Here is a 21,436-nt window from a genome sequence, read left to right on the forward strand (position 1 = left end):
TTCCTGTTCTGTGAGACGGTTATTTCATATTATGACACACCGGGGGCTCCGGGAGCCCGCGGGTGACCTACTTGGACGGCGCCAGCGTCTTCGGCCCGCGGTTGAGGGCGACCTGGCCTGACTGAACAAGCTCGCGAATCCCAAACGTTTCCATGACGTCTAAGAAAGCGCGAAGCTTTGAGGGCGTTCCCGTGGCCTCGATGACAACGGAGTCTGGTGCCACGTCGACGACCCGCGCGCGGAAGATGTTCGCGGCATCGACGACCTGCGGCCGGTTCGAGTTGTCGGCGTCGATCTTCACGAGCATGAGAGACCGCGCGATCGTGGTCTCGTCGTCAAGCCGCAGCACTTTTAACACTTGAATGAGCTTGTTCAGCTGCTTCGTGATCTGCTCGATGTGGTACTCGGTTGCGTCGACGACGATGGTGAGGCGGTTGATACCCTCGGTCTCCGTGCGCGCGGAGACAAGGGAGACGAGGTTGTACCCGCGGCGCGTGAACAGCGCGGTAACACGGGTAATGATGCCGTCGACGTCGAGAACAAGAACAGACAGGATGTTGCGCGTCGTATCTTCGGAAGCCATTTTTAGTTCTCCTTCTGCTGAACGGCCTCGACGGCGAGGGCGGCATCGTGAATTGCGTCGGGTGTTTCGGCGGCCGATTCATCCATGTCGAAGAACGGCCTGATGTCCATCGCGTATTGGATGTCGGAGTTGTTGGACCCCGCAGCGATCATCGGCCATACTTGGGCGTCTTCGCCGACAATAAACTCGACGACGACCGGGCGGTCATTGATGTCCCGGGCACGCTGGATCGCGGGGATGACCTCCTCCTCCTTCGTCACGCGGAACGACTCCGCCCCGAGTGCTTCCGACAGCTTCACGAAGTCAGGAACGTAGGCCTCTTCGCCCCCCAACTTGGTGTGGGAGTAGTTCCCCTCGTAAAACAGTGTCTGCCACTGCCGCACCATGCCGAGGTTACCGTTGTTGATGAGGGCGATCTTGATGGGAAAGCCCTCCATCGCGGCGGTGGTGATTTCCTGGTTCGTCATTTGGAAGCAGCCGTCCCCATCAATCGCCCACACCTCCTTCTCGGGGCAGGCGGCCTTCGCACCGAGTGCCGCCGGTACGGCGTAACCCATTGTCCCCAGGCCACCGGAGTTGAGCCAGGTACGGGGGTGCTCGAAGTCGATGAACTGAGCGGACCACATTTGATGCTGGCCTACACCGGCCACGTAGATCGCCTCCGGTCCGACCTCGCGCGAGAGCGTTTCAATCACGAACTGCGGCGAAAGCTTGCCGTCCGACTGCGGTTCGTACCCGCGAGGGAATCGCCTCTTCAGGTCGTCCAGTCGGCTTACCCACTCGCTTATCGACGGCGCGCGCAGTTTCGAACTACGGAAAGCATCAGCGAGCTTATGCAACACCCGCTTCGCATCCCCGACGATGGGAACGTCCACCTCTCGGATCTTGCCCACCTCGGCCGGGTCAATGTCAGCGTGAATCGTCTTTGCTAACGGGGCGAACGTTGAGGTGTCCCCGGTCACGCGGTCGTCGAAACGCGTGCCGATCGCAATGAGCAAGTCGGCTTCCTGCAGGGCACCCACGGCGGGAACGCAGCCGTGCATGCCCGGCATTCCCATGTTGAGGGGATGACTCTCCGGGAAGACGCCAAGAGCCATCAGGGTGGTCACGACCGGGACACCCGTCAGCTCAACAAACTCCCGCAGCTCCTCATGCGCCTCGGCTTTGATGACCCCACCGCCGATGTAGAGAACCGGGCGCTTCGACTCGGAAATCAGCGTCGCCGCCTGAGAAATCTGGCGGGAATGTGGCTTGGTGTTGGGCTTGTACCCCGGCAAATCCAGGGTAGGTGGCCAGTGGAACTCAACCTCCATCGCCTGCAGATCCTTCGGAATGTCCACGAGAACGGGCCCCGGGCGCCCCGTAGTCGCGATGTGGACAGCCGTAGCGAGGGCCTCCGGGATGTCCTCGACGCGCGTCACCATCACGTTGTGCTTGGTGATCGGCATGGTGATCCCGCGGATGTCCGCCTCCTGGAAAGCGTCCGTGCCGATGAGGGGCGAGCCCACCTGGCCCGTGATGGCCACCATCGGGACTGAGTCAAGGTAAGCGTCGGCGAGGGCAGTGACAAGGTTTGTTGCTCCCGGGCCTGAGGTGGCCAAGCACGCGCCGACTCGCCCCGAGGCCTGCGCGTATCCCACCGCTGCATGACCAGCGCCCTGCTCGTGGCGGACAAGGACGTGGCGGAGGATGCGGGCTGAGGACAGGGCGTCATAAAGCGGGAGAACTGCACCGCCGGGGAGGCCAAAGATGGTATCAATGCCAAGTTCCTCGAGGCTGCGGACAACAGTGTCCGCGCCGCTCATGCGTTCCGGTGTCCCGGCGTCCTCGGTCTTGGCCGAGTTTTTGTGGGAGGCAGCCACGATTGAAAGCTCCTTGGTGCTAAAGGATGGGGAGGGTTGTCGTCAGCGTGGTGATCCTAAACAAAAACCCTCAACAGGCACCGGTTCGGCGCTGTCGAGGGCGTTTGTTGTGGCGACTGAGCAGGAAATCAGACCGCTACGGCAAACGCCGAGACGGAATAATTACTACTAGTCGCGCGGTGATCATGGTCACTATCATACATAGCTCACAGGCAACTGTTGACGAGAGGGTTGATTTTCGGGGTTAACCTGGGGGCACTATGCCCTTTTCGTACATCGCAGAAGAACTGTGGCGGTGGGTCGCCGGCACAGGAATCAACCTCGCCCTCATCCTCGCGTTGGCCCTCCTCATTCCCCGGGCGGGCAGGTTTGCCAACCGGGTGGTGGAGCGACAGGTGCAAAACAGCGAGAGCGACGACGGCAAGACGCGGCTGGCTATCGCGGGCGTGGGCATCAACATCGTCCAGATCCTCGCGTTCTTCCTCATTTTCGTCTACTTCCTCCAGCAACTCGGGTTCTCGCTGGCGGGGGCCGCAATCCCCGCCACCGTGGTGTCCGCCGCCATTGGTTTTGGTGCGCAGAAGATCATTGCCGACTTCCTCGCCGGTTTCTTCATCCTCACCGAGAAGCAGTACGGCGTTGGCGACTTCGTCACCTTTTCGGGCAACGGGGTGGAGATCAGTGGTGACGTTATTCAGATCACGATGCGATCCACGCAGATCCGCACCCTCGAACAGGCGACGGTGTCCATCCCGAATTCGACCGCGCGGATTTGCATCAACCAGTCGAATTACTGGTCGTCTGCGGTTGTTGTCATGCCCGTGCCGCTGCTCGGCTCTGCCAGTGCCGACGAGGCGATCGAGCGTTCCGAAAACGCGGCTCAGCGTGCGCTGTCCACCCCGGACGTCGCTGAAAAAGTGCTCGGTGAGCTCTCCGTGCACCCCGCCGTCGACGTCAACCCGCCAACGAGCGTGGGCATGCCTTGGACTGTGGATATCCGGTTTATCGTCCGCGTCGAACCGCTCAGCCAGTGGATGGTCGAGCGCGCGGTGCGGGTCGCTTTGCTCAATGAATTCTGGGATGAATACGGGTCCGCCACCGCCATCGACGGCTCACGCTTGGACCATGTGATCACCCACCCGCGGCACACCGAGATGATGCCCGCGGCGTCCGACTCGCGCGAGCGCTCCGACGAACAGGACACACGCGTTCTCCCCGCAGCTCGCGCGGAAACCGGCAGCGAAGCGGGGCTCTCGATCGACGCTGAGGACGACCCCGCGACCGACACCCTGGCCCAGGGCACCGGGGACAACGAGGAGGACACCGGTTCCGCGCCTGCCCGCACTGTGCTCCACGGCACCATGCGCCTGTCCACCGCGGTCCTGCTTGCCGTATTCGCGGTTCTCCTCATCATCCGCGGCTTGACTCTCGATGCTTCCACCGCGACGTCGAACAATAGCGGGGTCCTCGCGCCCCCGCCGCGCGAGACGGAGACGCCCGTTCCCGTGAGCACGTCCACTCCTGCTCCCGTCGCACCCACAGCGCCCGCCACGGGGGTGACACCCACTGCCGAAACCGCCACGGGCTCGGGCTCCCCCGCCTCGCGACCCACCGCAGCAGAGTCGAGCCCGGCGGCATCGTCCTTAGCGGCAACCGAACCTTCGCCGACCACCGGCGCTTCCGCCCAGGTTGCCCCTGGGGCGCCGTCAAGCGTAAATGCTCCCCCCACGCAAGCCACGGCCACGCGGTGACTAGCATGTTGTCCATGTATGACACGCCGAAAGTGTTCCGCCCCACACGCGAGCACGTGATCGCGATTGTGCTCATGACGGGCATCGCACTTATCGGGATTTCTTGGGCTCCGCTCTACCTCGGGTGGCTGCTTCTCATTCCCGTGGCGTGGCTTGCGTGGGTCTACGCGTCGTCGACACGCGTCGGCGAGGACGGAATCGACGTCCGCTACCTCGCCAAGAAGAACGCGCACATCAAATGGGCGGACCTAGAGGGTATTGCCTTTAAGGGCACACGCGCCCTAGCCACCACACATGACGGTACCGAGTACCTAATGCCGGGAGTGACGTTCAACTCGCTTCCCGAGCTCGAGGAGGCCTCCCGCGGTCGGATCCGAGACGTCATCACCAGCAGCGCCGAGGCCGCGGACGGGAAGTACGAGATTATCGACCGCGGCGGGAACACCGTCCTACTCACGCGGGAGGAGTACGACGAGTACGTACGCCAGCACCCCGACCTCCCCGGACCTCGACCCACGGGCACCACACAAAGGACTAACTGACATGATTCCCCTTCGCTCACGAGTCACCACCGTCGGCCGTCAGGCGGCGGGCGCCCGCGCACTGTGGCGGGCCACCGGCACAAAGGAAAACGAGTTTGGCAAGCCCATTGTGGCCATCGTCAACTCCTACACCCAGTTCGTGCCGGGCCACGTCCACCTGAAGAACGTCGGCGACATCGTTGCAGACGCGGTGCGCGCCGCCGGCGGCATTCCGAAAGAATTCAACACGATTGCGGTAGACGACGGCATCGCGATGGGACACTCCGGCATGCTGTACTCCCTGCCCTCGCGGGAGATCATCTCGGATTCCGTCGAGTACATGGTCAACGCCCACACCGCCGACGCGATGGTGTGCATCTCAAACTGCGACAAGATCACCCCGGGCATGCTCAATGCCGCGATGCGCCTGAACATCCCCGCCGTCTTCGTCTCCGGCGGCCCGATGGAGGCCGGCAAAGCCATCGCCGTCGAGGGCGTGACCAAGCCAAAATCAGATCTTATCGACGCCATCTCGCTGTCAGCGGACGAGCGAGTCTCCGATTCCGAGCTGGACCAGATTGCCAACAACGCCTGCCCCACCTGCGGGTCGTGTTCGGGAATGTTCACCGCGAACTCGATGAACTGCCTAACGGAGGCACTCGGCCTGTCCCTGCCGGGCAACGGCACGACGCTGGCCACCCACACCGCCCGGCGCGCCCTGTTCGAGGAGGCCGGTGCGACCATCGTCGAGTTGTGCAACCGCTACTACGGCCAGGGCGACGAGTCTGTATTGCCTCGCTCCATCGCCTCCGTCGAGGCATTCCGCAACGCAATGGCCTTGGACATGGCCATGGGCGGGTCGACGAACACAGTCCTGCACATCCTTGCCGCGGCTCAAGAAGGTGAGGTCGATTTCGACCTGACCGACATCGACGACCTGTCGCACAAGATCCCCTGCTTGTCGAAGGTCGCGCCCAACGGCACCGCGCACGTCGAGGACGTGCACCGCGCGGGCGGCATCCCGGCCATCCTCGGCGAGTTGGATCGCGCCGGTTTGCTGAACAAGGACGTCCACACAGTGGCCTACCCGAGCCTGGACTCGTGGCTTGGTGACTGGGACATCCGCGGCCCGCGCCCCACTGAGCGCGCCGTCGAGCTGTACCACGCCGCGCCCGGCGGAGTGAGGACGACCGAAGCGTTTTCGCAGTCGTCCCGCTGGGAGTCACTTGACTACGACGCAGCCAACGGAGTCATCCACGATGTGGACCACGCCTTCACCTCCGACGGCGGCCTCGTCGTCTTGCGGGGAAACGTGGCGCCGAACGGGGCGATCCTGAAAACCGCCGGCGTTGAAGAAGGCCTGTGGGAGTTCACTGGCCCCGCGCGCGTCGTCGATTCGCAGGAGCAAGCTGTGTCCACGATCCTCGCCCGCGAAGTGCAGGAGGGCGAGGTGGTGGTCATTCGCTACGAGGGACCCTCCGGCGGGCCGGGCATGCAGGAAATGCTCCACCCCACCTCCTTCCTCAAGGGAGCCGGCCTGGGCAAGAAGTGCGCCCTTATTACCGACGGGCGCTTCTCCGGCGGCACCTCGGGGTTGTCTATCGGGCACATCTCCCCCGAGGCCGCCCACGGCGGGGTAATCGGCCTCATCCGAAACGGAGACACTATCTCCATTTCGGTGGCGAACCGCGAGCTGCGCCTCGTTGTCGACGATGCGGAACTGGCGCAGCGCCGAGCGGAGATGGAGGCCTCCGACAGCCCGTGGACGCCGAATCGCACGCGCACTGTGTCGAAAGCACTCCGCGCATACGCGAAGATGGCGACCTCCGCAGACAAGGGCGCCGTCCGCGAGGTCGACTAAGCGAGCACCCGTGCGCCCTAGGCGAACGGGTTAACTCCGGTGCCGAACCACCACAGCACGGCCGCGGCCACGATGCCCAGCAGAGCGAAGATCCACGAGCTGGCGAGGGGACGGCGTGCCCACCCGCGGCCGGCATCGACCGCGTAAAAACCGGGGCCGGTGAATTGCAGCACGAGGCTCGCTCCGAGCAGGACCACGGGCAGCCACACGTTCGCGTCCCAGGCCAGCACGTTCGCGCCGTGGCCGGAGCTGTAGACGGAAAAGATCGCGTTAAACCCGGTCACGACCACCGCGACCATCGCGGCCACCGGTGTCAGGAGGCCCAGGATGAGGAAGACTCCCGCTGTGAGCTCGAGGGTGGGCACCAAGACGGACAAAACGGAGGCGTAAGGGAAATCGGCGAACTGCGATTCCAGCCCCGAGATGCCGGCCGAGCCACCGAGACGGAAGAACGTCTTCACTGCGTCTAGCACCAGCACCGAGCCGAGCAGGAGCCTGAGCAAGAGCAGCCCAAGGTCGATAGTCCCCCGACGGGCTGGAGCTCCATCCCGCCTCGTATCGACGACCTCCGGAACGGACACGGCGCGGGAATCGCCGAGCGGTCGCGGCGCTGGGGCGTCGGCAAGCGGGGCGGCCATTGTCAATGAAGTGGTGGGCTCGGAGCCCTTGGCGGAAGGGAGCACTTCGGTCGGCGCGGCCTTGCCGGTGCGTTCGTAGATGGAACCGGCGTTGTAGGTTGGCACGGATCCTGCGCTGTCGAGGTCGGCGAGGTCATCAGGGGTGACGTTGCGACGGTTCTTGTCGGTCATGGTTAAGAATGTAGGCGAGGTTCCGCCTATGCGTCGGGACCCTCTGCGGCGTGGCCCTCCCCTACTATAGTTGACGTGTCATCATACCTCGGGCACACTTGGGCCATGAGCAAACCAGCACGCAACGCTGCCACCTCCGGCGCCTTCGAACGCGACACTACCTACGTCCGCGACCGATTCGACGCGACGCTTCCCCCTGGTACGCCGCCAGCACAGCGTGACGACGGCACCTTTGCGTGGCCGGTAGAGCCCGGCCGCTACCGACTCATGGCTGCTCGCGCGTGTCCGTGGGCGCACCGCGCTGTCATCACCCGGCGCCTCCTCGGCCTCGAGGACGTGATCTCGCTCGGCCTGGCGGGCCCCACCCACGACGCCGACTCCTGGACGTTCGACCTCGACCCGGGAAAGCGCGACCCCGCAACCGGGCTGGTCCGCCTCAAACAGGCCTACGAAAACCGATACCCAGGTTACCCCAGGGGCATCACCGTCCCGGCGATCGTCGAGGTTGATGGCGCCGACTCTCGCGTTGTGACCAACTGGTTCCGGCAGATTCCCGTCGATTTCATCGATCAATGGACTGCCTACCACCGCCCCGGCGCGCCTGATCTCTACCCGCGGGAGTTGCGCGAACGCATCGACGACATCACCGACCGCGTGTACCGAGACGTCAACAACGGTGTCTACCGGTGCGGATTCGCCGCATCCCAGGACGCCTACGAGGACGCCTACGCCCAGCTGTGGGCCGCGCTCGACTGGCTCGAGGGTCTTTTGGGCTCCCGGCGGTACCTCGTCGGCGAGCACATCACACTCGCTGACATCTACCTCTACGTCACGCTCGTGCGCTTCGACCCCGTCTATTACAGCCACTTCAAGACGTCCCGCCACAAGATCGCCGAGATGCCAAACCTGCGCGGGTACCTCCAAGAGCTGTTCCAGCTTCCTGGCTTCGGGGACACAACCGACTTCGTCGAGATCAAGAAGCACTACTTCATCACCCACGCGGAAATCAACCCCACCGGCGTCGTCCCCGTCGGCCCCGACATGAGCTGGTTGAGGGAACCGCACGGAAGGCAGCGTCTCGGCTCCTCCCCGTACGCCCCGTCGACAACGCAACCGGGGCCCATTAAAGAGGTGGAGGAGCTCAAAAACCCACACGCCTTCTGAGGGCCGAACTGTAGCGTACGTCCACGTGTTGTTACCCTCGTTACCCGTCCCTGCGCGGGGCGTTGCTTTGTAAGACAAAGATTGGACGAGTTATGAAAAAATCCGTCAAGGTGGCGCTTGCCTTCGTCGGCTTATTGGTGGGTGCTGGGTTTGCGAGCGGGCAGGAGGCGATCCAGTACTTCCTGGCCTACGGCTACTGGGGCATCGTCGGGGCGATCGTCGCGGGCATCATTATCGTGCTCGTCGGCTCGACCTTGTTCCAGCTGGGTAGCTACTACCTGGCCAACGACCACAGCGCCGTGTTCCGCCGAGTGAGCAAACCGGTGGTGTCCACCTTCCTCGACATATCGACCATGTTCACACTCTTCGCCATCGGGTTCGTGATGGTCGCCGGGGCAGGATCGAACATGGCCCAGCAATTCGGAACCCCGACCTGGGTCGGTTCCGTCGTGATGACGCTGATGTTGTTGGGTTCGGGGTTCTTGAACGTCGACAAGCTAACTAATGTCATCTCGGCGATTACTCCCCTGCTCATCCTGTCGGTCGTCGGCGCCCTCATGGTCACGATCGTCAACATGCCAGACCACATCGGCGCCCTCAACGACCTCGCTATGACGAACACCCCCGCCAGCGGCGTGTTCAACAACTGGCTCATCTCCGCCCTGAACTACTCCGCGCTCTGCATCATCATGGCGGTCTCGATGATCCTGGTCATCGCCGGCTCTCAGCTCAACCCGCGGGAGGCCGGCACAGGCGGGCTCGTCGGCGGAATGCTGTTCTCCGTGATGCTGGTGATCTTGGTATTCGTCATCTTCGCAAACATGGACGGCGTCATCGGTGCTGACTTCCCGTTGCTCATGGTCTTCCACAACATGCACCCGCTGGTAGGGCTTGCGGTCTCCGTTGTCATCTACCTGATGATCTACAACACGGCCGTGGGCATGTTCTACGCGATGGCGCGCCGGCTCACAGCGTCGCGCCCAGAGTTGTTCCGCCCCGTCTACTTCACGGTGGTTCTGATCGGTTTCGCGCTCTCCTTCATCGGTTTCGCCTCGCTGGTCAGCTGGGTCTACCCCGTCATCGGCTACCTCGGGATGGCCCTCATCGCTGTGATGCTGGGCTCGTGGCTGAAGGACCGTGGGCGGATCCGGGAGGAAACCCGCAGGCGCGAGCGCCTCGCCGAGCTCGCGGAAACCGCGCTCGAACCCAGCGAGGATGACCTGAGCGCGAGGGAGCGTCGAGAAGTAGAAAGCCTCGTGACCGAATCTAACGTTGACGAGACCGAACTATGGCAATCCGTCCAGGAAGAAGTCGCCGCCGAGCTCGACGCCGACCCCGTCAGCGAGTTCTCCCTCGACGACGCCCCCGCGCTGAACCCGGAGCACGAAAACTACGAGGGAGCCCCCGACTCCCCCGAAGACAAGCCCATCGACTGGGAAGCCTACGCCGAGATGTACGAAACGGGCAGCTTCCCCGCGGTCAAGCCCGAAGCCGGTTCTAGCTCAACTTCTGGGCAATAAGCTTGTTGACCTGACCCGGGTCCGCCTTCCCCTGCGTCGCCTTCATGACCGCGCCGACAATCGCACCAGTCACCTTCGTGTTGCCGGCGCGGTACTTCTCCACGATGTCCGGGTTCGCTACCAGCGCCTCATCCACGGCCTTTTCAATGGCGCCATCATCGCGGACAACTTCGAGACCTCGCTTCTCGACGACCTCATCAACGCTCCCCTCACCAGCGATCACGCCATCCACAGCCTGGCGCGCCAGCTTCGTAGTGAGCTTGCCCTCCTTGACCAGCTGCACCACCCTGGCCACGTCTTCCGGGGAAACGCCCACTGCGTCCAGGTCACGGCCTAGCTCGTTCGCCTTCGACAGAATGTAGGACACCCACCACGCCCGGGCCTCACCCGGTGTGGCGCCGGCCTCCACGGTCTGGACGACCACATCCAGGGCCCCGGCGTTGACTAGGTCGCGAAACTCCTTCTCGGGCAGCTTCCACTCGTCGCGAATGCGCGCGCGTCGCACCCAGGGCAGCTCCGGCAAAGTTTGCCGGATCTCCTCCACCCACTCCCGCCTAGCGACGACCGGCGGAAGATCCGGATCGTTGAAATAGCGGTAGTCGCTCGCCTCCTCCTTCGGGCGGCCTTTCAGCGTCGTGCCGTCCTTTTCCTGGTAGTGGCGCGTTTCTTGGACGATCTCCTCCCCGTTTACCAGCGCTCGGGCCTGGCGCTGCATCTCGAACCGAACCGCCTGCTCCACAGACTTCAACGAGTTGATGTTCTTCGTTTCGGTCCTCGTGCCAAACTCCTCCTGGCCAATCGGGCGCAGCGACACGTTCGCATCGCACCGCATCGAACCCTGGTCCATGCGAGCGTCACTCACGCCCAACGCCTTGACCAGCTCGCGCAGCGCCCCCACATACGCCTTAGCCACCTCGGGCGCACGCTCCCCCGCCCCGGTAATGGGCTTCGTCACGATCTCGATGAGAGGCACACCCGCTCGGTTGCAGTCCACAAGTGACGCCGTCGCACCCGTGATCCGCCCGGTCGACGAACCCAGGTGCGTCAGCTTGCCCGTGTCCTCTTCCATGTGCGCCCGTTCGATCTCGACGCGCCACTCAGTCCCGTCCTCGAGGACCACGTCAAGGTAGCCGTCGTACGCAATGGGCTCGTCGTACTGCGAAATCTGGTAGTTCTTCGGCTGGTCAGGGTAAAAGTAGTTTTTCCGGGCAAACCTGCTCGACTCGGCGATTGAGCAGTTCAGGGCCAGTCCGATCTTGATCGCCCACTCGACGCCCTTCGCGTTGACCACGGGCAACGCCCCTGGCAGGCCCAGCGACACTGGGTCGACGTTGCTGTTCGGCGCGGCCCCGAAGTGCGCGGAGGACGAGGAGAACATTTTCGTCTCGGTCCCCAACTCGACGTGCACCTCCAGACCCATTACCGGGTCGAACTTCTCCAGTACCTCGTCGAAATCCATCAGGTCGTAGGCAGTCATGGCCTACAGTGTAGTTCTCCAGCATTGGTACCCGTGTTGTGAGGGCAACGCGTTTCTCAGAGTTCGGCGATTCCCCACCACGACCCATCGAGCAAGAGTCCGCTGCCCCTTGCACTAGTGGCGACGGCGTAATCGACAGCGCAAAGAAACGAGAGATCAATGCTGTCCTGGAAGCCCGTGGATTCAACCCACTGCCCGACGAAGCTCACTCGCAGTGAACGAGAGCGATTGGCCGGCCGGGGTAAAAACCCTTCTGCCACGTGCTTACTAAGCCCCCGACCGGTGCCGAGTCTTTTCCACCCGCGCCTCCAACCCGCACTTCACGGTCGGCCACTCGTAGTCGAGGATGGAGTAGATGCAGGAGTCGCGCACGGTGCCGTTGCTCATGATCCGCTGGCGTCGCAACGTGCCCTCGTAGGTGGCGCCGAGTTTTTCTAGAGCGCGGCGCGACTGCCAGTTCATGGAGTGGCAGCGAAACTCCGCGCGGATGAAGCCGAGCTCCTCGAAGGCGTGGGTGAGCACGAGGAGCTTGAGGCCTGCGTTGATGCCGTTGCCTTGCGCCTCGGCACCGAGCCAGGTGTAGCCCAGCTCGCAGTGCCGGTTGTGTTCGTCAATGTTGTACATGCAGGTCACGCCGACGGCGCGCCCGGCCGCGAGGTCGATGACAGCCCACGGAGCGTAATTGTCGCTGCCGAGCAGGAACTCGATCTGGGCGGCGACCCCTTCAGGCGAAGGCACGTGATCGACGTACCAGATCCTGCCCAGGTCCCCGGCCGCGGCGCGCAGGTCCTCTGCGTGTACACCGCCCAGCGGCTCGAGCCGGACCAGCGCGTTTTCCATCACCACCGAGTGCCCAGTCATTTGAGTAGTCTACTCGACGTGCAATGAGAACGAGCAGGGCTCCGGAGAGGTTGTGCCACACCGAGAAGACCGCCCCGGGCAGCGCGGCGAGTGGGCTGAGGTAAGCCGCGGCCAGGGTGGCGGCGAGCCCGGAGTTCTGCATGCCCACCTCGATGGCCATGGTGCGCGCGACGGGCTCGGGCTGGCGGGTCAGTCGACCCGTAGCGTAGCCCAGCGCGTAGCCGAGGGCGTTGTGGATCACGACAGCGGCCAGCACGATAAGGCCCGCCTGCACGATCTTGTCGCGGGAGCCGAAGACGACGATGGCGACGATCAGCGAGATCGACACGACGGAGACCCACGGCAGCACGGGCAGCACGGCCTCGATGGCCTTCGGCAGGACGAGGCGGAGTACCAGCCCGGCGACGACGGGGAGGAAGACCATCTGCAGGATGGACAGCGCCATCGACGAGGCGCTGACCGGCATGTATTCGCCGGCGAGCCAGAGGGCGAGCACCGGGGTCACGAGGGGCGCGAGCAAGGTGGAGATGGAGGTCATGGTGACGGAGAGTGCGACGTCGCCACGCGCGAGGTAGCTCACGACGTTTGAGGAGGTCCCGCCCGGCGCGCAGCCGACTAGGATGACCCCTGCGGAATCTTAGTCCCGCCAGATGAACTAGCCGAACATGGTCCGCGCGGTGCGGTAGCGGTTTTCGGGGACTTTCTTGAGGTGGGCGACTGCGTCGTCAAGCGGGACTAGCTCGATGTTCTCCCCGTGGAGGGCGACGCACGTGTCGAAGTTGCCCTCATGTGCCGCGCGGGCGGCATGGACCCCGTAGCGCGTGGCCAGGACCCGGTCATACGCGGTGGGTGTGCCGCCACGCTGGATGTGGCCGAGGACGGTCGTGCGGACGTCGTACCCCAGGCGCTTTTTGATCTCACCCGCGATGATCTGGCCCATCCCGGCGAACGTGGCGTGACCGAATTCGTCTTCCCCGCCGAGACCGACGTCCATCGTCCCCTCGCGGGGCAGGGCGCCCTCGGCGACAACGATGATGCCGTACTTCTCACCCATTTGGAAGCGACGTTCCATCGCCTTGCAGATGTCCTCGATGTCGAAGGGTTCTTCAGGGATCACGGTGTAGTGAGCGCCACCCGCCATTCCGGCGTGCAGGGCGATCCAGCCGACGTGCCGCCCCATCACCTCGACAATGAGGATTCGGTTGTGGGATTCCGCGGTGGTGTGCAGGCGATCGATCGCGTCCGTCGCAACCGACACAGCGGTGTCGAAGCCGAAGGTGTAGTCGGTTGCGGCGACGTCGTTGTCAATGGTCTTGGGCACACCGATAACGTTGATCCCGTTGTCCGAGAGCCACTTTGCACCTTTCAATGTGCCTTCGCCGCCGATCGCAATGAGCGCGTCCACCCCGGCGTCGCTCAGGTTCGCCTTGATCGTGTCCAGCCCTGCCTTGAACTTGTCAGGGTGCAATCGGCCGGTGCCGAGGATCGTACCACCGCGCAGGAGGATGGAATCGATGTACGCGTCGTCGTAAAGATCGATCCGGCGGTCCTCCATGAGGCCCACCCAGCCGTCCAAATAACCGACGACTGTGGAACCGTATCCCGCGCTGGCAGTGCGCACGATGCCACGGATGACGGCGTTCAGGCCTGGGCAATCCCCCCCGGAGGTCAGTGTCGCAAGTCGCATGCGTCCCAGCCTAGCGTCTCGCCGAAACGCGCGCCTCCGGGCTTGGGACCCCTCAACGCTGGGTCTAGGCGCTGGGTCTAGGCGCGGCTAGCTTCGAAGGCGGCGCCGACCCGGTAGAGGCGGTCGTCCTCGAATGCCGGCGCGATGAGCTGCAGACCCACCGGCAGGCCCGTGTCGGGGGCCATGCCGGCGGGCACCGACATGCCCGGCAGGCCCGCGAGGTTGAGCGGGAGGGTGAAGAGGTCGAAGTTGTACATCGCCAAGGGGTCGTCGACCTTCTCGCCCAGCTTAAACGCCGTCGTAGGCACGGCGGGGCCGGCGATCACGTCGACCTCCTCGAACGCGCGGCGGAAATCCTGCGCGATGAGCGTGCGCACCCGCTGCGCCTGCAGGTAGTAGGCGTCGAAGTACCCCACCGAGAGCGCGTAGGTGCCCAGGAGGATGCGGCGCTTGACCTCCGCGCCGAATCCGGCGCCACGGGTCAGGGCCATCACCTCCTCGGCGGAACGCTTCCCGTCATCGCCCACGCGCAGCCCGTAGCGCATGCCGTCGTAACGAGCGAGGTTCGAGGACACTTCAGACATTTGGATGATGTAGTACGCACCCATCGCGTGGGCGAAGGAGGGGCAGTCGACGTCGACAAGCGTGGCGCCCTGACGCTCAAGCTGCGCGTAAGCCTTGGTGACGACGTCCGCCACCCCCGGCTGCGTGCCCGGGCTGTCAAACTGCTTCACGCGGCCGACCTTGACGCCCGTGAGGTCGCCCGATGCGCCCTCGCGGGCGGCAGTAACCACAGCAGCGGCCGGCTGGTCAACGGAGGTCGCGTCAAACTCGTCGTACCCGGCAATGACCTCATGCAGCAACGCCGTGTCGAGTACGGTGTTCGCGCACGGGCCCACCTGGTCAAGCGAGGAGGCACAGGCGATAACACCATAGCGAGACACCCCGCCGTACGTCGGCTTCACGCCCACTGTCCCCGTCAGGGACGCGGGCTGGCGGATCGACCCGCCCGTGTCCGTCCCGATGCCCAGGGGGGCTTGGCCTGCCGCGAGCGCGGCAGCAGTTCCACCGCCGGATCCGCCCGGCACGCGGGTGAGGTCGTGCGGGTTCTTCGTCGACGTGTAGGCGGAGTTCTCCGTGGACGACCCCATCGCGAACTCATCCAGGTTGGTCTTGCCCAGAATCGGGATGCCAGCATCGCGTAGTCGCTTGACGACGGTCGCATCGTAGGGGCTGACGTACCCCTCCAGAATCTTCGACGCCGCGGTCGTCGGCGCGTCCGTCGTCACCAGCAGGTCCTTGAGCGCCAGCGGGACCCCAGCGAGAGCCGATGCCGGCTCATCCCCCCGCGCGACCTGCTCGTCGACCTTGTCCGCCGCGGCCAGCGCCTCCTCCGCTCCGACGTGGAGGAACGCGCCCAGCTCGCCGTCCGTCTCGGCGATCCTGTCCAAAAACGCCTGGGTGACCTCGCGCGAGCTCACCTCACCGTCCTGGATCTTGCGAGCCAGAACGTGGGCGGGCTTCCCGACCAGGCCCTGCGTGGGAATCGTGTACCTATTCTGCGCCATATTTATTCACCTTCCCCGAGGATTTGCGGGACCACGAAACGCTGCTCATCGACTTCCGGGGCCTGGTCCAGCGCCTGCTCCTGCGACAGGGTCTCCCGCAGGACGTCGGCACGCATACCCGCGTCGATCGAGTGTGGGTGACTCATCGGAGCGACGCCCTGCGTGTCGACCTCTTGCACGGCAGATACGGCGCTGACGATTGTGTCGAGCTGGTCAGCGATGTGGTCGAGCTCCTCCTCGCTCATGCGGATCCGGGCGAGACGGGCGATGTGGGACACCTCATCGCGTGAGATCTCAGACAAAGCAAATCCAATCTATACGGGGGTGGAAAACGCTCCTCATCTTACGTCACGCAGGCACATGGGCCCGCACGGGATAAGGCAATCCTGAGTTTCAGGCTGATATAAAAGAAGCCATGTCGTATCTGATCCGTGTCTCCCTCCCCGACACACCAGGAAGCCTCGGCGAGCTGGCCGAGGCTTTCGGCATGATCGACGCCGACATCCGCTCCGTGGACATCGTCGAGACAACCACGGACGGATTCGTCACAGACGACATCGTGGTCGAGCTGCCTACGGGCACTCTTGTCGACGCCCTCATCACCGCAGCGGGTTCCCTCGACGGCGTCGAGGTCGACTCCATCCGTCCATTCACCGGGCGCGTCGACCGCCGTGGCCAGATCGAAATGCTCGCCCGCATCGCGCAAGTAACCCACGACGTCGCCGCCGCCGCCGCAGAACTCGTCGCCGTCTTGCCTCAGGCCATGACGTCGTCCTGGGCCGTCGTGGTGCGCGAAACCGGCGCGGGGCTCGTGCGCGTCACCGGATCCCAGGCCGCCCCGGAGGACGACGGCTCGACGCCCACGCTTGTCGACGTCACCAGCGCGCGCATCCTCCACCCCGAAACAGACACCTGGGTCCCGGAGGCGTGGTGGATCCTGGACACAACCCTCGCAATCTCCCCGCTGACCGGCACGGACCTCGTCCTCGTCATCGGGCGCATCGGCGGTCCCGACTTCCTCGCATCAGAGGTGTCGCAGATCAGCGACCTGGGCCACATCATCGGCGCCATGCTGCGCTAGCCTCCCTCCCCGCCGAGGCCGGCGCGGGGGTTAGGCGGAGCCGGTGTCGAGGAGGCGGGTGAACTCGGCTTCGGTGAGAATCGGCACGCCTAGCTCGCGGGCCTTGTCTTCCTTGGAGCCGGCGTTTTCGCCGACCACGACGTAACTAGTCTTCCGGGACACGGAGCCCGCAGCTTTGCCGCCGCGCGCCAGGATGGCCTCTTTGGCTTCGTCGCGGGTGTAGTTCTCCAACGTGCCGGTGACCACGACGCTCAAGCCATCGAGGGTTTGCGGGAGCACGTCTGACGTGGATTCTTCCATGCGCACACCGGCTTTCGCCCATGAGCGGACGATGTCGCGGTGCCAGTCGACGTCAAACCACTCTTTGAAGCTTTCCGCGATGATGCGCCCGACCCCGTCGGTTTCGGCGAGGTCGTCGACGGGGGCGTCGATAAGCGACTGCATGCTGCGGTAACGCGCGGCGAGGGCGCGGGCGGCGGTGGGGCCGACGTGCCTGATGGAAAGGGCGACGAGGACACGCCAGAGTTCAACGTCCTTGGCGGTAGCGAGGTTGTCTAGAAGCTTCTTGCCCGCGGCGTTGATCGTCCCCTTCTTCGTCGTGTAGGCGTGGGACTTGGCGAGGTCATCCGCGGTGAGGTCGAACAGGGGGCCCTCGTCGATGAGAACGCCGGACGCGATGAGGTCTTGGGCGCCCTTCTCACCGAGCGCCTCGATGTCGAAGGCGCCGCGTCCGGCGAGGTACTTGAGGCGCTGGGAGAGCTGTGCAGGGCAGGATCGAGTGTTGGGGCAGCGCCAGTCGGCGTCGCCCTCGCGCGCCGGCGCGAGCTTCGTGCCGCACGAGGGGCAGGTGACGGGGTAGACGAACTCCCGTTCGCTGCCGTCGCGAAGATCGGCGACGGGTCCGAGGATCTCGGGGATGATCTCACCGGCCTTTCTGACGACGACGGTGTCCCCAATCAATACGCCTTTGCGCTTCACCTCGTGCTGGTTGTGCAGGGTGGCCAGGGAGACCGTGGAGCCGGAAACGAAGACAGGCTCGAGGACGGCGAACGGCGTGGCGCGGCCGGTTCTGCCGACGGAGACGGCGATGTCGAGCAGTTTCGTCGTCACCTCCTCGGGGGGGTATTTGTAGGCGATGGCCCACCGGGGGGCGCGGCTGGTCGCCCCCAGCGCGCGCTGCTGCGCGACCGGATCGACTTTGATGACCACCCCGTCCATGTCGAAGATGGCATCGTGGCGGTGATCCGCCCAATAGCGCACAGCGTCCTGGGCTTCATCGGCCGTGGCGGCGAGTCTGGTGTACTCGGAGACGGGCAACCCCCATTCCCGCAGCTTGTCGTAGGCCTCATGCTGCGTCTTCGGCGCGAAACCCTCGCGCGCGCCGATGCCGTGGCACACCATGTGAAGCTTGCGCTTCTTCACGTCCTCCGGGTTCTTCTGACGCAGGCCTCCAGCGGCTGTGTTGCGCGGGTTGGCGAAGGGTTTGCCCCCCTCGCGGAGTCGGAGCTCGTTGAGTTCTGGGAAGTCTTCCGGCCTGATGAAGACCTCCCCACGCACCTCAAGGAGCGGTGGGTAGTCGCCGCTGAGTTGCTGCGGGATGTCGGGGATCACGCGGGCGTTGTCGGTGATGTCCTCGCCGACGCGGCCGTCTCCGCGGGTCGCGGCGCGGGTCAGCTTCCCGTCTTCGTAAATCAGATCGATAGACAGGCCGTCGATCTTGAGCTCCGCGGTGTAGGGGCCGGGCGTCTTGTCCAGCCACTCCTGCAATTCTTCTGCACTGAACACATTGTCCAGACTCATCATCCGCTCCGGGTGCTCCACGTCGGCGAACGCACTGGAGACGGGGGCACCGACCTCCTTGGTCGGGGATTCGGGCACGGCGAGCTCGGGGTGGTCGTCCTCCAGGGCTTGCAGGCGCCGGAAGAGGGTGTCGAACTCCGCGTCAGAAATGACGGGTTCTCCGTTGTAGTAGAGATCGCGGTGCTTGCGGACCTCTGCGGCCAGTTCGTCCCACTGGCGGAGCAAGTCGGGGGAAGGTTCAGTCACAGTCAGCCAGTCTAGTTGTCTGGCCGGGCCACTAGAGTGTGCCTCATGCCCACTTTCGACGCTTCGCGCATGCTCTCGTTTGACCTTGAAACGACATCGCCGAATCCTCTTGAGGCGCGGATTGTCACCTCGGCACTCGTTCGTATCGACGGGCGCGATATCAGCGCCAGCGAGCAGTTGGCGGACCCTGGGGTGGACATCCCCGAGGCAGCGCAGGAAATCCACGGCATTAGCACCGAGCGGGCGAGGGCGGAAGGCCGCCCACATGAAGACGTGCTGCGCGATACGGTGCGGGAAATCAAGAAGGGGTGGGACGAGGGGCTCACGCTCGTGGTGTTCAACGCCCCCTACGACCTGACGGTCCTGCGCCAGCTCACCGGTGACTTCACCGTCACGGGCGCCGTGTTCGACCCGCTCGTGATCGACCGCGCCCGCGACCCGTGGCGTAAGGGGAAGCGCACCCTCGGTGACCTTGCGGAGTACTACGGGGTGCGCCTCGACAACGCGCACGAAGCCACCTCCGACGCGATGGCCGCCGCCCGCATCGCCTGGAAGCAGGTCCGCTCGGTCTGGCCCGAGCTGTCGCAGATGGATACCGGCGAGCTGATGGAGTATCAGGCCGTGCAGTACTACGAAAGGGCGCTGGACACGAAGGCCTACTTCGAGAAGCAGGGGCGCGACGTGTCGGACTTCAGCGTCTCGTGGCCCATGCTGGGCTGAGCTAGGCGAGGCCCTCGGCCATCTCCCGGGCCGCGGCGAGGTTGCGCGCCGCCTGCGTCAGCGTCGGCGCCGGCTTCGCCCACACGTCGAGCCGCGCCTCCCCGGGGTCGATTCGGAGCTCGTCAAACACCCGCCACAGGCGCTTCGGCTCGACGGGAGCAACCGCCAGGCGCGTTCCCCGCTCCAACGCGCGGGCGAGCCCGTCGTGCGCGCGGGTGATGTCGGTGACGGCCCACGGGACGTCGATAAGCGTGGGCGCATTGAGCAAGAAATCGCCGAAGCGAGACAGTGTCTCTTCGGGTTCGGGCACCGCCGGGATGGTTTCGAAGTCGGTCGACCCGCGCACGGTGCCGGCTATAACGTCGGCGAGGCGTGGCTCGTCGAGCTGGAGGATGCTGCGCGCACGCAGTCGCTTTTCGACGTCCGTGCGGTGCTCCTCAACCGCACCGAGGAGGGCGTCCACGAGGTCTCGTCGGGCTCCCGCGTCTGTCATCATCCGGTGCCCGTTAGCCATCTCGATCTCCGCGGCCAGAGTCCACGGCCCCACAAGCTGCACTTTGACCTCGCTGAGCCGGCCGGCCCAGAGCTGCTCGAGGACGTCGAGGTCACGGGGCATCTGATCCTTCGCCGCGCGGTGCTGCGTGGCCACCCGCCACCCGCGCGGCCCCCGATCAATCGGGATGTCGAGCAGCGCGGCGGTGCGACCCACGGCGTCGAGGCCGCGCTGGGGCAACTGGGGCAGGTACGGGAGAGGGCTCTCGCTAAGGACGACATCGGCGGCCTGGGCAAGGTCGCACCCCGGCATGTCTCCAAGGCCGAACGCGGTCACGGCTCGTTCCTCACGCTGTCGCGTTGATCGTGCCCGACCCGATGACGATGTCTCCAAGACCATCCGGGTCCGGGAGGTAGAGCACGGCCGCCTGGCCCGTCGCGACACCCTCGAGGGGGCGGCCCAGCTCCAGTGTCATCTCATCCCCGGCAATGTCTACGAGGCAGGGGACGACGCCACCGTGGGCGCGGACCTGAACGAGCGCCCGAAACGCCCCAGTCATCTCGGGGTGGAGGACCTTCAACCTGTCCGCACGTATCACGCTCACCTGCAACGCCTCGCGGGGGCCGACCGTGACAACTCCCGTTGCCGCGTCGATGCCAGTGACGTAACGCGGCTTTCCGTCAGCAGCCGGTACACGCAGGTCGAGGCCGCGCCGCTGCCCAATGGTGTACTGGAACGCCCCGTCGTGCACCTTAAGCTCCGTGCCGTCCTGGTCTCTGATTATGCCGGGGCGCATGCCGATGCTGGACCCCAGGAACGCCTGGGTGTTGCCGTCGGGAATAAAGCAAATGTCGTAGGAATCGGGCTTGGTCGCCGTGGCGAAACCGTGGCGAGCCGCTTCCTCGCGAATCTGGGGCTTTTCCGTGTCCCCCACGGGGAAGATGCAGTGGTCGAGCTCGCTACGGGTGAGCACACCCAGCACGTAGGACTGGTCCTTAAGCGGGTCGGCGGAACGGCGCAGGTTCCCGTCGGAATCTACAACGGCATAGTGGCCGGTGGCGACGGCGTCGAAGCCCAGAGCAAGCGCCCTGTCCAGCAGCGCCGCGAACTTGATCTTCTCGTTGCAGCGCAGGCACGGGTTCGGTGTCTCTCCGTGCTCGTAGGACCAGACGAAGTTGTCGATGACCTCTTCTTTGAACCGGTCGGAGAAGTCCCACACGTAAAAGGGGATGCCGAGCTTGTCGCAAACGCGACGAGCGTCCGCAGAGTCTTCGAGCGAGCAGCAACCCCGGGCAGATTCGCGCGTTGCCTGGGGATCACGCGACAGCGCCAGGTGCACCCCCACGACGTCGTGGCCCGCCTCGACCAAACGGGCCGCCGCGACCGAGCTGTCCACTCCTCCGCTCATTGCCACCAGTACCCGCATGGGGCA

Annotated in this window: 18 protein-coding genes and 1 pseudogene; 7 read left to right on the forward strand and 12 right to left on the reverse strand. The window is 64.7% G+C overall.

Features of this window, described 5'->3' with window-relative positions; translation table 11 throughout:
• Nucleotides 1-67 precede the first annotated feature (67 nt).
• Entirely contained in the window at nucleotides 68-583 is a 516-nt protein-coding gene (gene ilvN / locus CAPI_RS06280; protein ID WP_018017793.1) for an acetolactate synthase small subunit, read from the reverse strand.
• A 2-nt stretch (nucleotides 584-585) separates the two neighbouring features.
• Nucleotides 586-2,388 (reverse strand): acetolactate synthase large subunit, encoded by a 1,803-nt coding sequence (locus CAPI_RS06285; RefSeq protein WP_040356865.1) that lies wholly within the window; start codon nucleotides 2,386-2,388, stop codon nucleotides 586-588.
• A 317-nt stretch (nucleotides 2,389-2,705) separates the two neighbouring features.
• Between CAPI_RS06285 and CAPI_RS06290 the strand changes: the two genes are divergently transcribed.
• From CAPI_RS06290 to ilvD, 3 genes are read left to right on the forward strand one after another with little or no spacing between them, the layout of a single operon-like run.
• On the forward strand, nucleotides 2,706-4,196 hold the full coding sequence (locus CAPI_RS06290; RefSeq protein WP_018017795.1) for a mechanosensitive ion channel family protein: 1,491 nt from the start codon (nucleotides 2,706-2,708) through the stop codon (nucleotides 4,194-4,196).
• Between the two features lie 14 nt (nucleotides 4,197-4,210).
• The gene (locus CAPI_RS06295) at nucleotides 4,211-4,738 is read left to right on the forward strand and encodes a PH domain-containing protein (protein ID WP_156806893.1); all 528 of its coding nucleotides are present in this window, start codon (nucleotides 4,211-4,213) and stop codon (nucleotides 4,736-4,738) included.
• Nucleotide 4,739: 1 nt separating this feature from the next.
• The gene (ilvD, locus tag CAPI_RS06300; protein WP_018017797.1) at nucleotides 4,740-6,578 is read left to right on the forward strand and encodes a dihydroxy-acid dehydratase; all 1,839 of its coding nucleotides are present in this window, start codon (nucleotides 4,740-4,742) and stop codon (nucleotides 6,576-6,578) included.
• A 17-nt stretch (nucleotides 6,579-6,595) separates the two neighbouring features.
• Here the strand turns inward: ilvD and CAPI_RS06305 are convergent, their stop codons facing one another.
• Complete coding sequence (locus CAPI_RS06305; RefSeq protein WP_018017798.1) at nucleotides 6,596-7,387, reverse strand: DoxX family protein; 792 nt, start codon at nucleotides 7,385-7,387, stop codon at nucleotides 6,596-6,598.
• Between the two features lie 105 nt (nucleotides 7,388-7,492).
• Here CAPI_RS06305 and CAPI_RS06310 point away from each other — a divergent pair, with 105 nt between their 5' ends.
• Nucleotides 7,493-8,551, forward strand: coding sequence for a glutathione S-transferase C-terminal domain-containing protein (locus CAPI_RS06310; protein WP_018017799.1), 1,059 nt, complete (start codon nucleotides 7,493-7,495; stop codon nucleotides 8,549-8,551).
• 92 nt (nucleotides 8,552-8,643) lie between these two features.
• Entirely contained in the window at nucleotides 8,644-10,071 is a 1,428-nt protein-coding gene (locus tag CAPI_RS06315; protein WP_018017800.1) for a YkvI family membrane protein, read from the forward strand.
• On the opposite strand, the gene gatB is transcribed toward CAPI_RS06315, so the two are convergent.
• The 6 genes and pseudogenes from gatB to gatC all read right to left on the reverse strand — a co-directional run bounded on the left by gatB (nucleotide 10,049) and on the right by gatC (nucleotide 15,966).
• Nucleotides 10,049-11,548, reverse strand: coding sequence for an Asp-tRNA(Asn)/Glu-tRNA(Gln) amidotransferase subunit GatB (gene gatB, locus CAPI_RS06320; protein ID WP_018017801.1), 1,500 nt, complete (start codon nucleotides 11,546-11,548; stop codon nucleotides 10,049-10,051). The genes CAPI_RS06315 and gatB overlap by 23 nt on opposite strands.
• Before the next feature lie 267 nt (nucleotides 11,549-11,815).
• Nucleotides 11,816-12,409, reverse strand: coding sequence for a GNAT family N-acetyltransferase (locus CAPI_RS06325; RefSeq protein ID WP_040356824.1), 594 nt, complete (start codon nucleotides 12,407-12,409; stop codon nucleotides 11,816-11,818).
• A 7-nt stretch (nucleotides 12,410-12,416) separates the two neighbouring features.
• Nucleotides 12,417-13,043 (reverse strand): annotated as a pseudogene (locus tag CAPI_RS06330) (bile acid:sodium symporter family protein); the annotation flags it as partial.
• A gap of 21 nt (nucleotides 13,044-13,064) precedes the next feature.
• On the reverse strand, nucleotides 13,065-14,096 hold the full coding sequence (locus CAPI_RS06335; RefSeq protein ID WP_018017804.1) for an ATP-dependent 6-phosphofructokinase: 1,032 nt from the start codon (nucleotides 14,094-14,096) through the stop codon (nucleotides 13,065-13,067).
• 77 nt (nucleotides 14,097-14,173) lie between these two features.
• Entirely contained in the window at nucleotides 14,174-15,664 is a 1,491-nt protein-coding gene (gene gatA / locus CAPI_RS06340) for an Asp-tRNA(Asn)/Glu-tRNA(Gln) amidotransferase subunit GatA (protein ID WP_018017805.1), read from the reverse strand.
• Nucleotides 15,665-15,666: 2 nt separating this feature from the next.
• The gene (gene gatC, locus CAPI_RS06345) at nucleotides 15,667-15,966 is read right to left on the reverse strand and encodes an Asp-tRNA(Asn)/Glu-tRNA(Gln) amidotransferase subunit GatC (RefSeq protein WP_018017806.1); all 300 of its coding nucleotides are present in this window, start codon (nucleotides 15,964-15,966) and stop codon (nucleotides 15,667-15,669) included.
• Between the two features lie 113 nt (nucleotides 15,967-16,079).
• On the opposite strand from gatC, the gene CAPI_RS06350 reads away from it, so the two are divergent.
• Entirely contained in the window at nucleotides 16,080-16,745 is a 666-nt protein-coding gene (locus CAPI_RS06350; protein ID WP_018017807.1) for an ACT domain-containing protein, read from the forward strand.
• A 30-nt stretch (nucleotides 16,746-16,775) separates the two neighbouring features.
• On the opposite strand, the gene ligA is transcribed toward CAPI_RS06350, so the two are convergent.
• Entirely contained in the window at nucleotides 16,776-18,791 is a 2,016-nt protein-coding gene (gene ligA / locus CAPI_RS06355; protein ID WP_018017808.1) for an NAD-dependent DNA ligase LigA, read from the reverse strand.
• Nucleotides 18,792-18,836: 45 nt separating this feature from the next.
• Between ligA and CAPI_RS06360 the strand changes: the two genes are divergently transcribed.
• Nucleotides 18,837-19,511 (forward strand): 3'-5' exonuclease, encoded by a 675-nt coding sequence (locus tag CAPI_RS06360; protein WP_018017809.1) that lies wholly within the window; start codon nucleotides 18,837-18,839, stop codon nucleotides 19,509-19,511.
• 1 nt (nucleotide 19,512) lies between these two features.
• Here CAPI_RS06360 and CAPI_RS06365 read toward each other — a convergent pair whose 3' ends face one another.
• Nucleotides 19,513-20,340, reverse strand: a complete 828-nt coding sequence (locus tag CAPI_RS06365; protein ID WP_018017810.1) for a uroporphyrinogen decarboxylase/cobalamine-independent methonine synthase family protein — start codon at nucleotides 20,338-20,340, stop codon at nucleotides 19,513-19,515.
• A gap of 10 nt (nucleotides 20,341-20,350) precedes the next feature.
• Nucleotides 20,351-21,430: a tRNA 2-thiouridine(34) synthase MnmA gene (gene mnmA / locus CAPI_RS06370; RefSeq protein ID WP_026157167.1), complete on the reverse strand. Its 1,080-nt coding sequence runs from the start codon at nucleotides 21,428-21,430 to the stop codon at nucleotides 20,351-20,353.
• Nucleotides 21,431-21,436 lie beyond the last annotated feature (6 nt).

The organism is Corynebacterium capitovis DSM 44611 (assembly GCF_030440535.1).
GTDB classification, from domain to species: domain Bacteria; phylum Actinomycetota; class Actinomycetes; order Mycobacteriales; family Mycobacteriaceae; genus Corynebacterium; species Corynebacterium capitovis.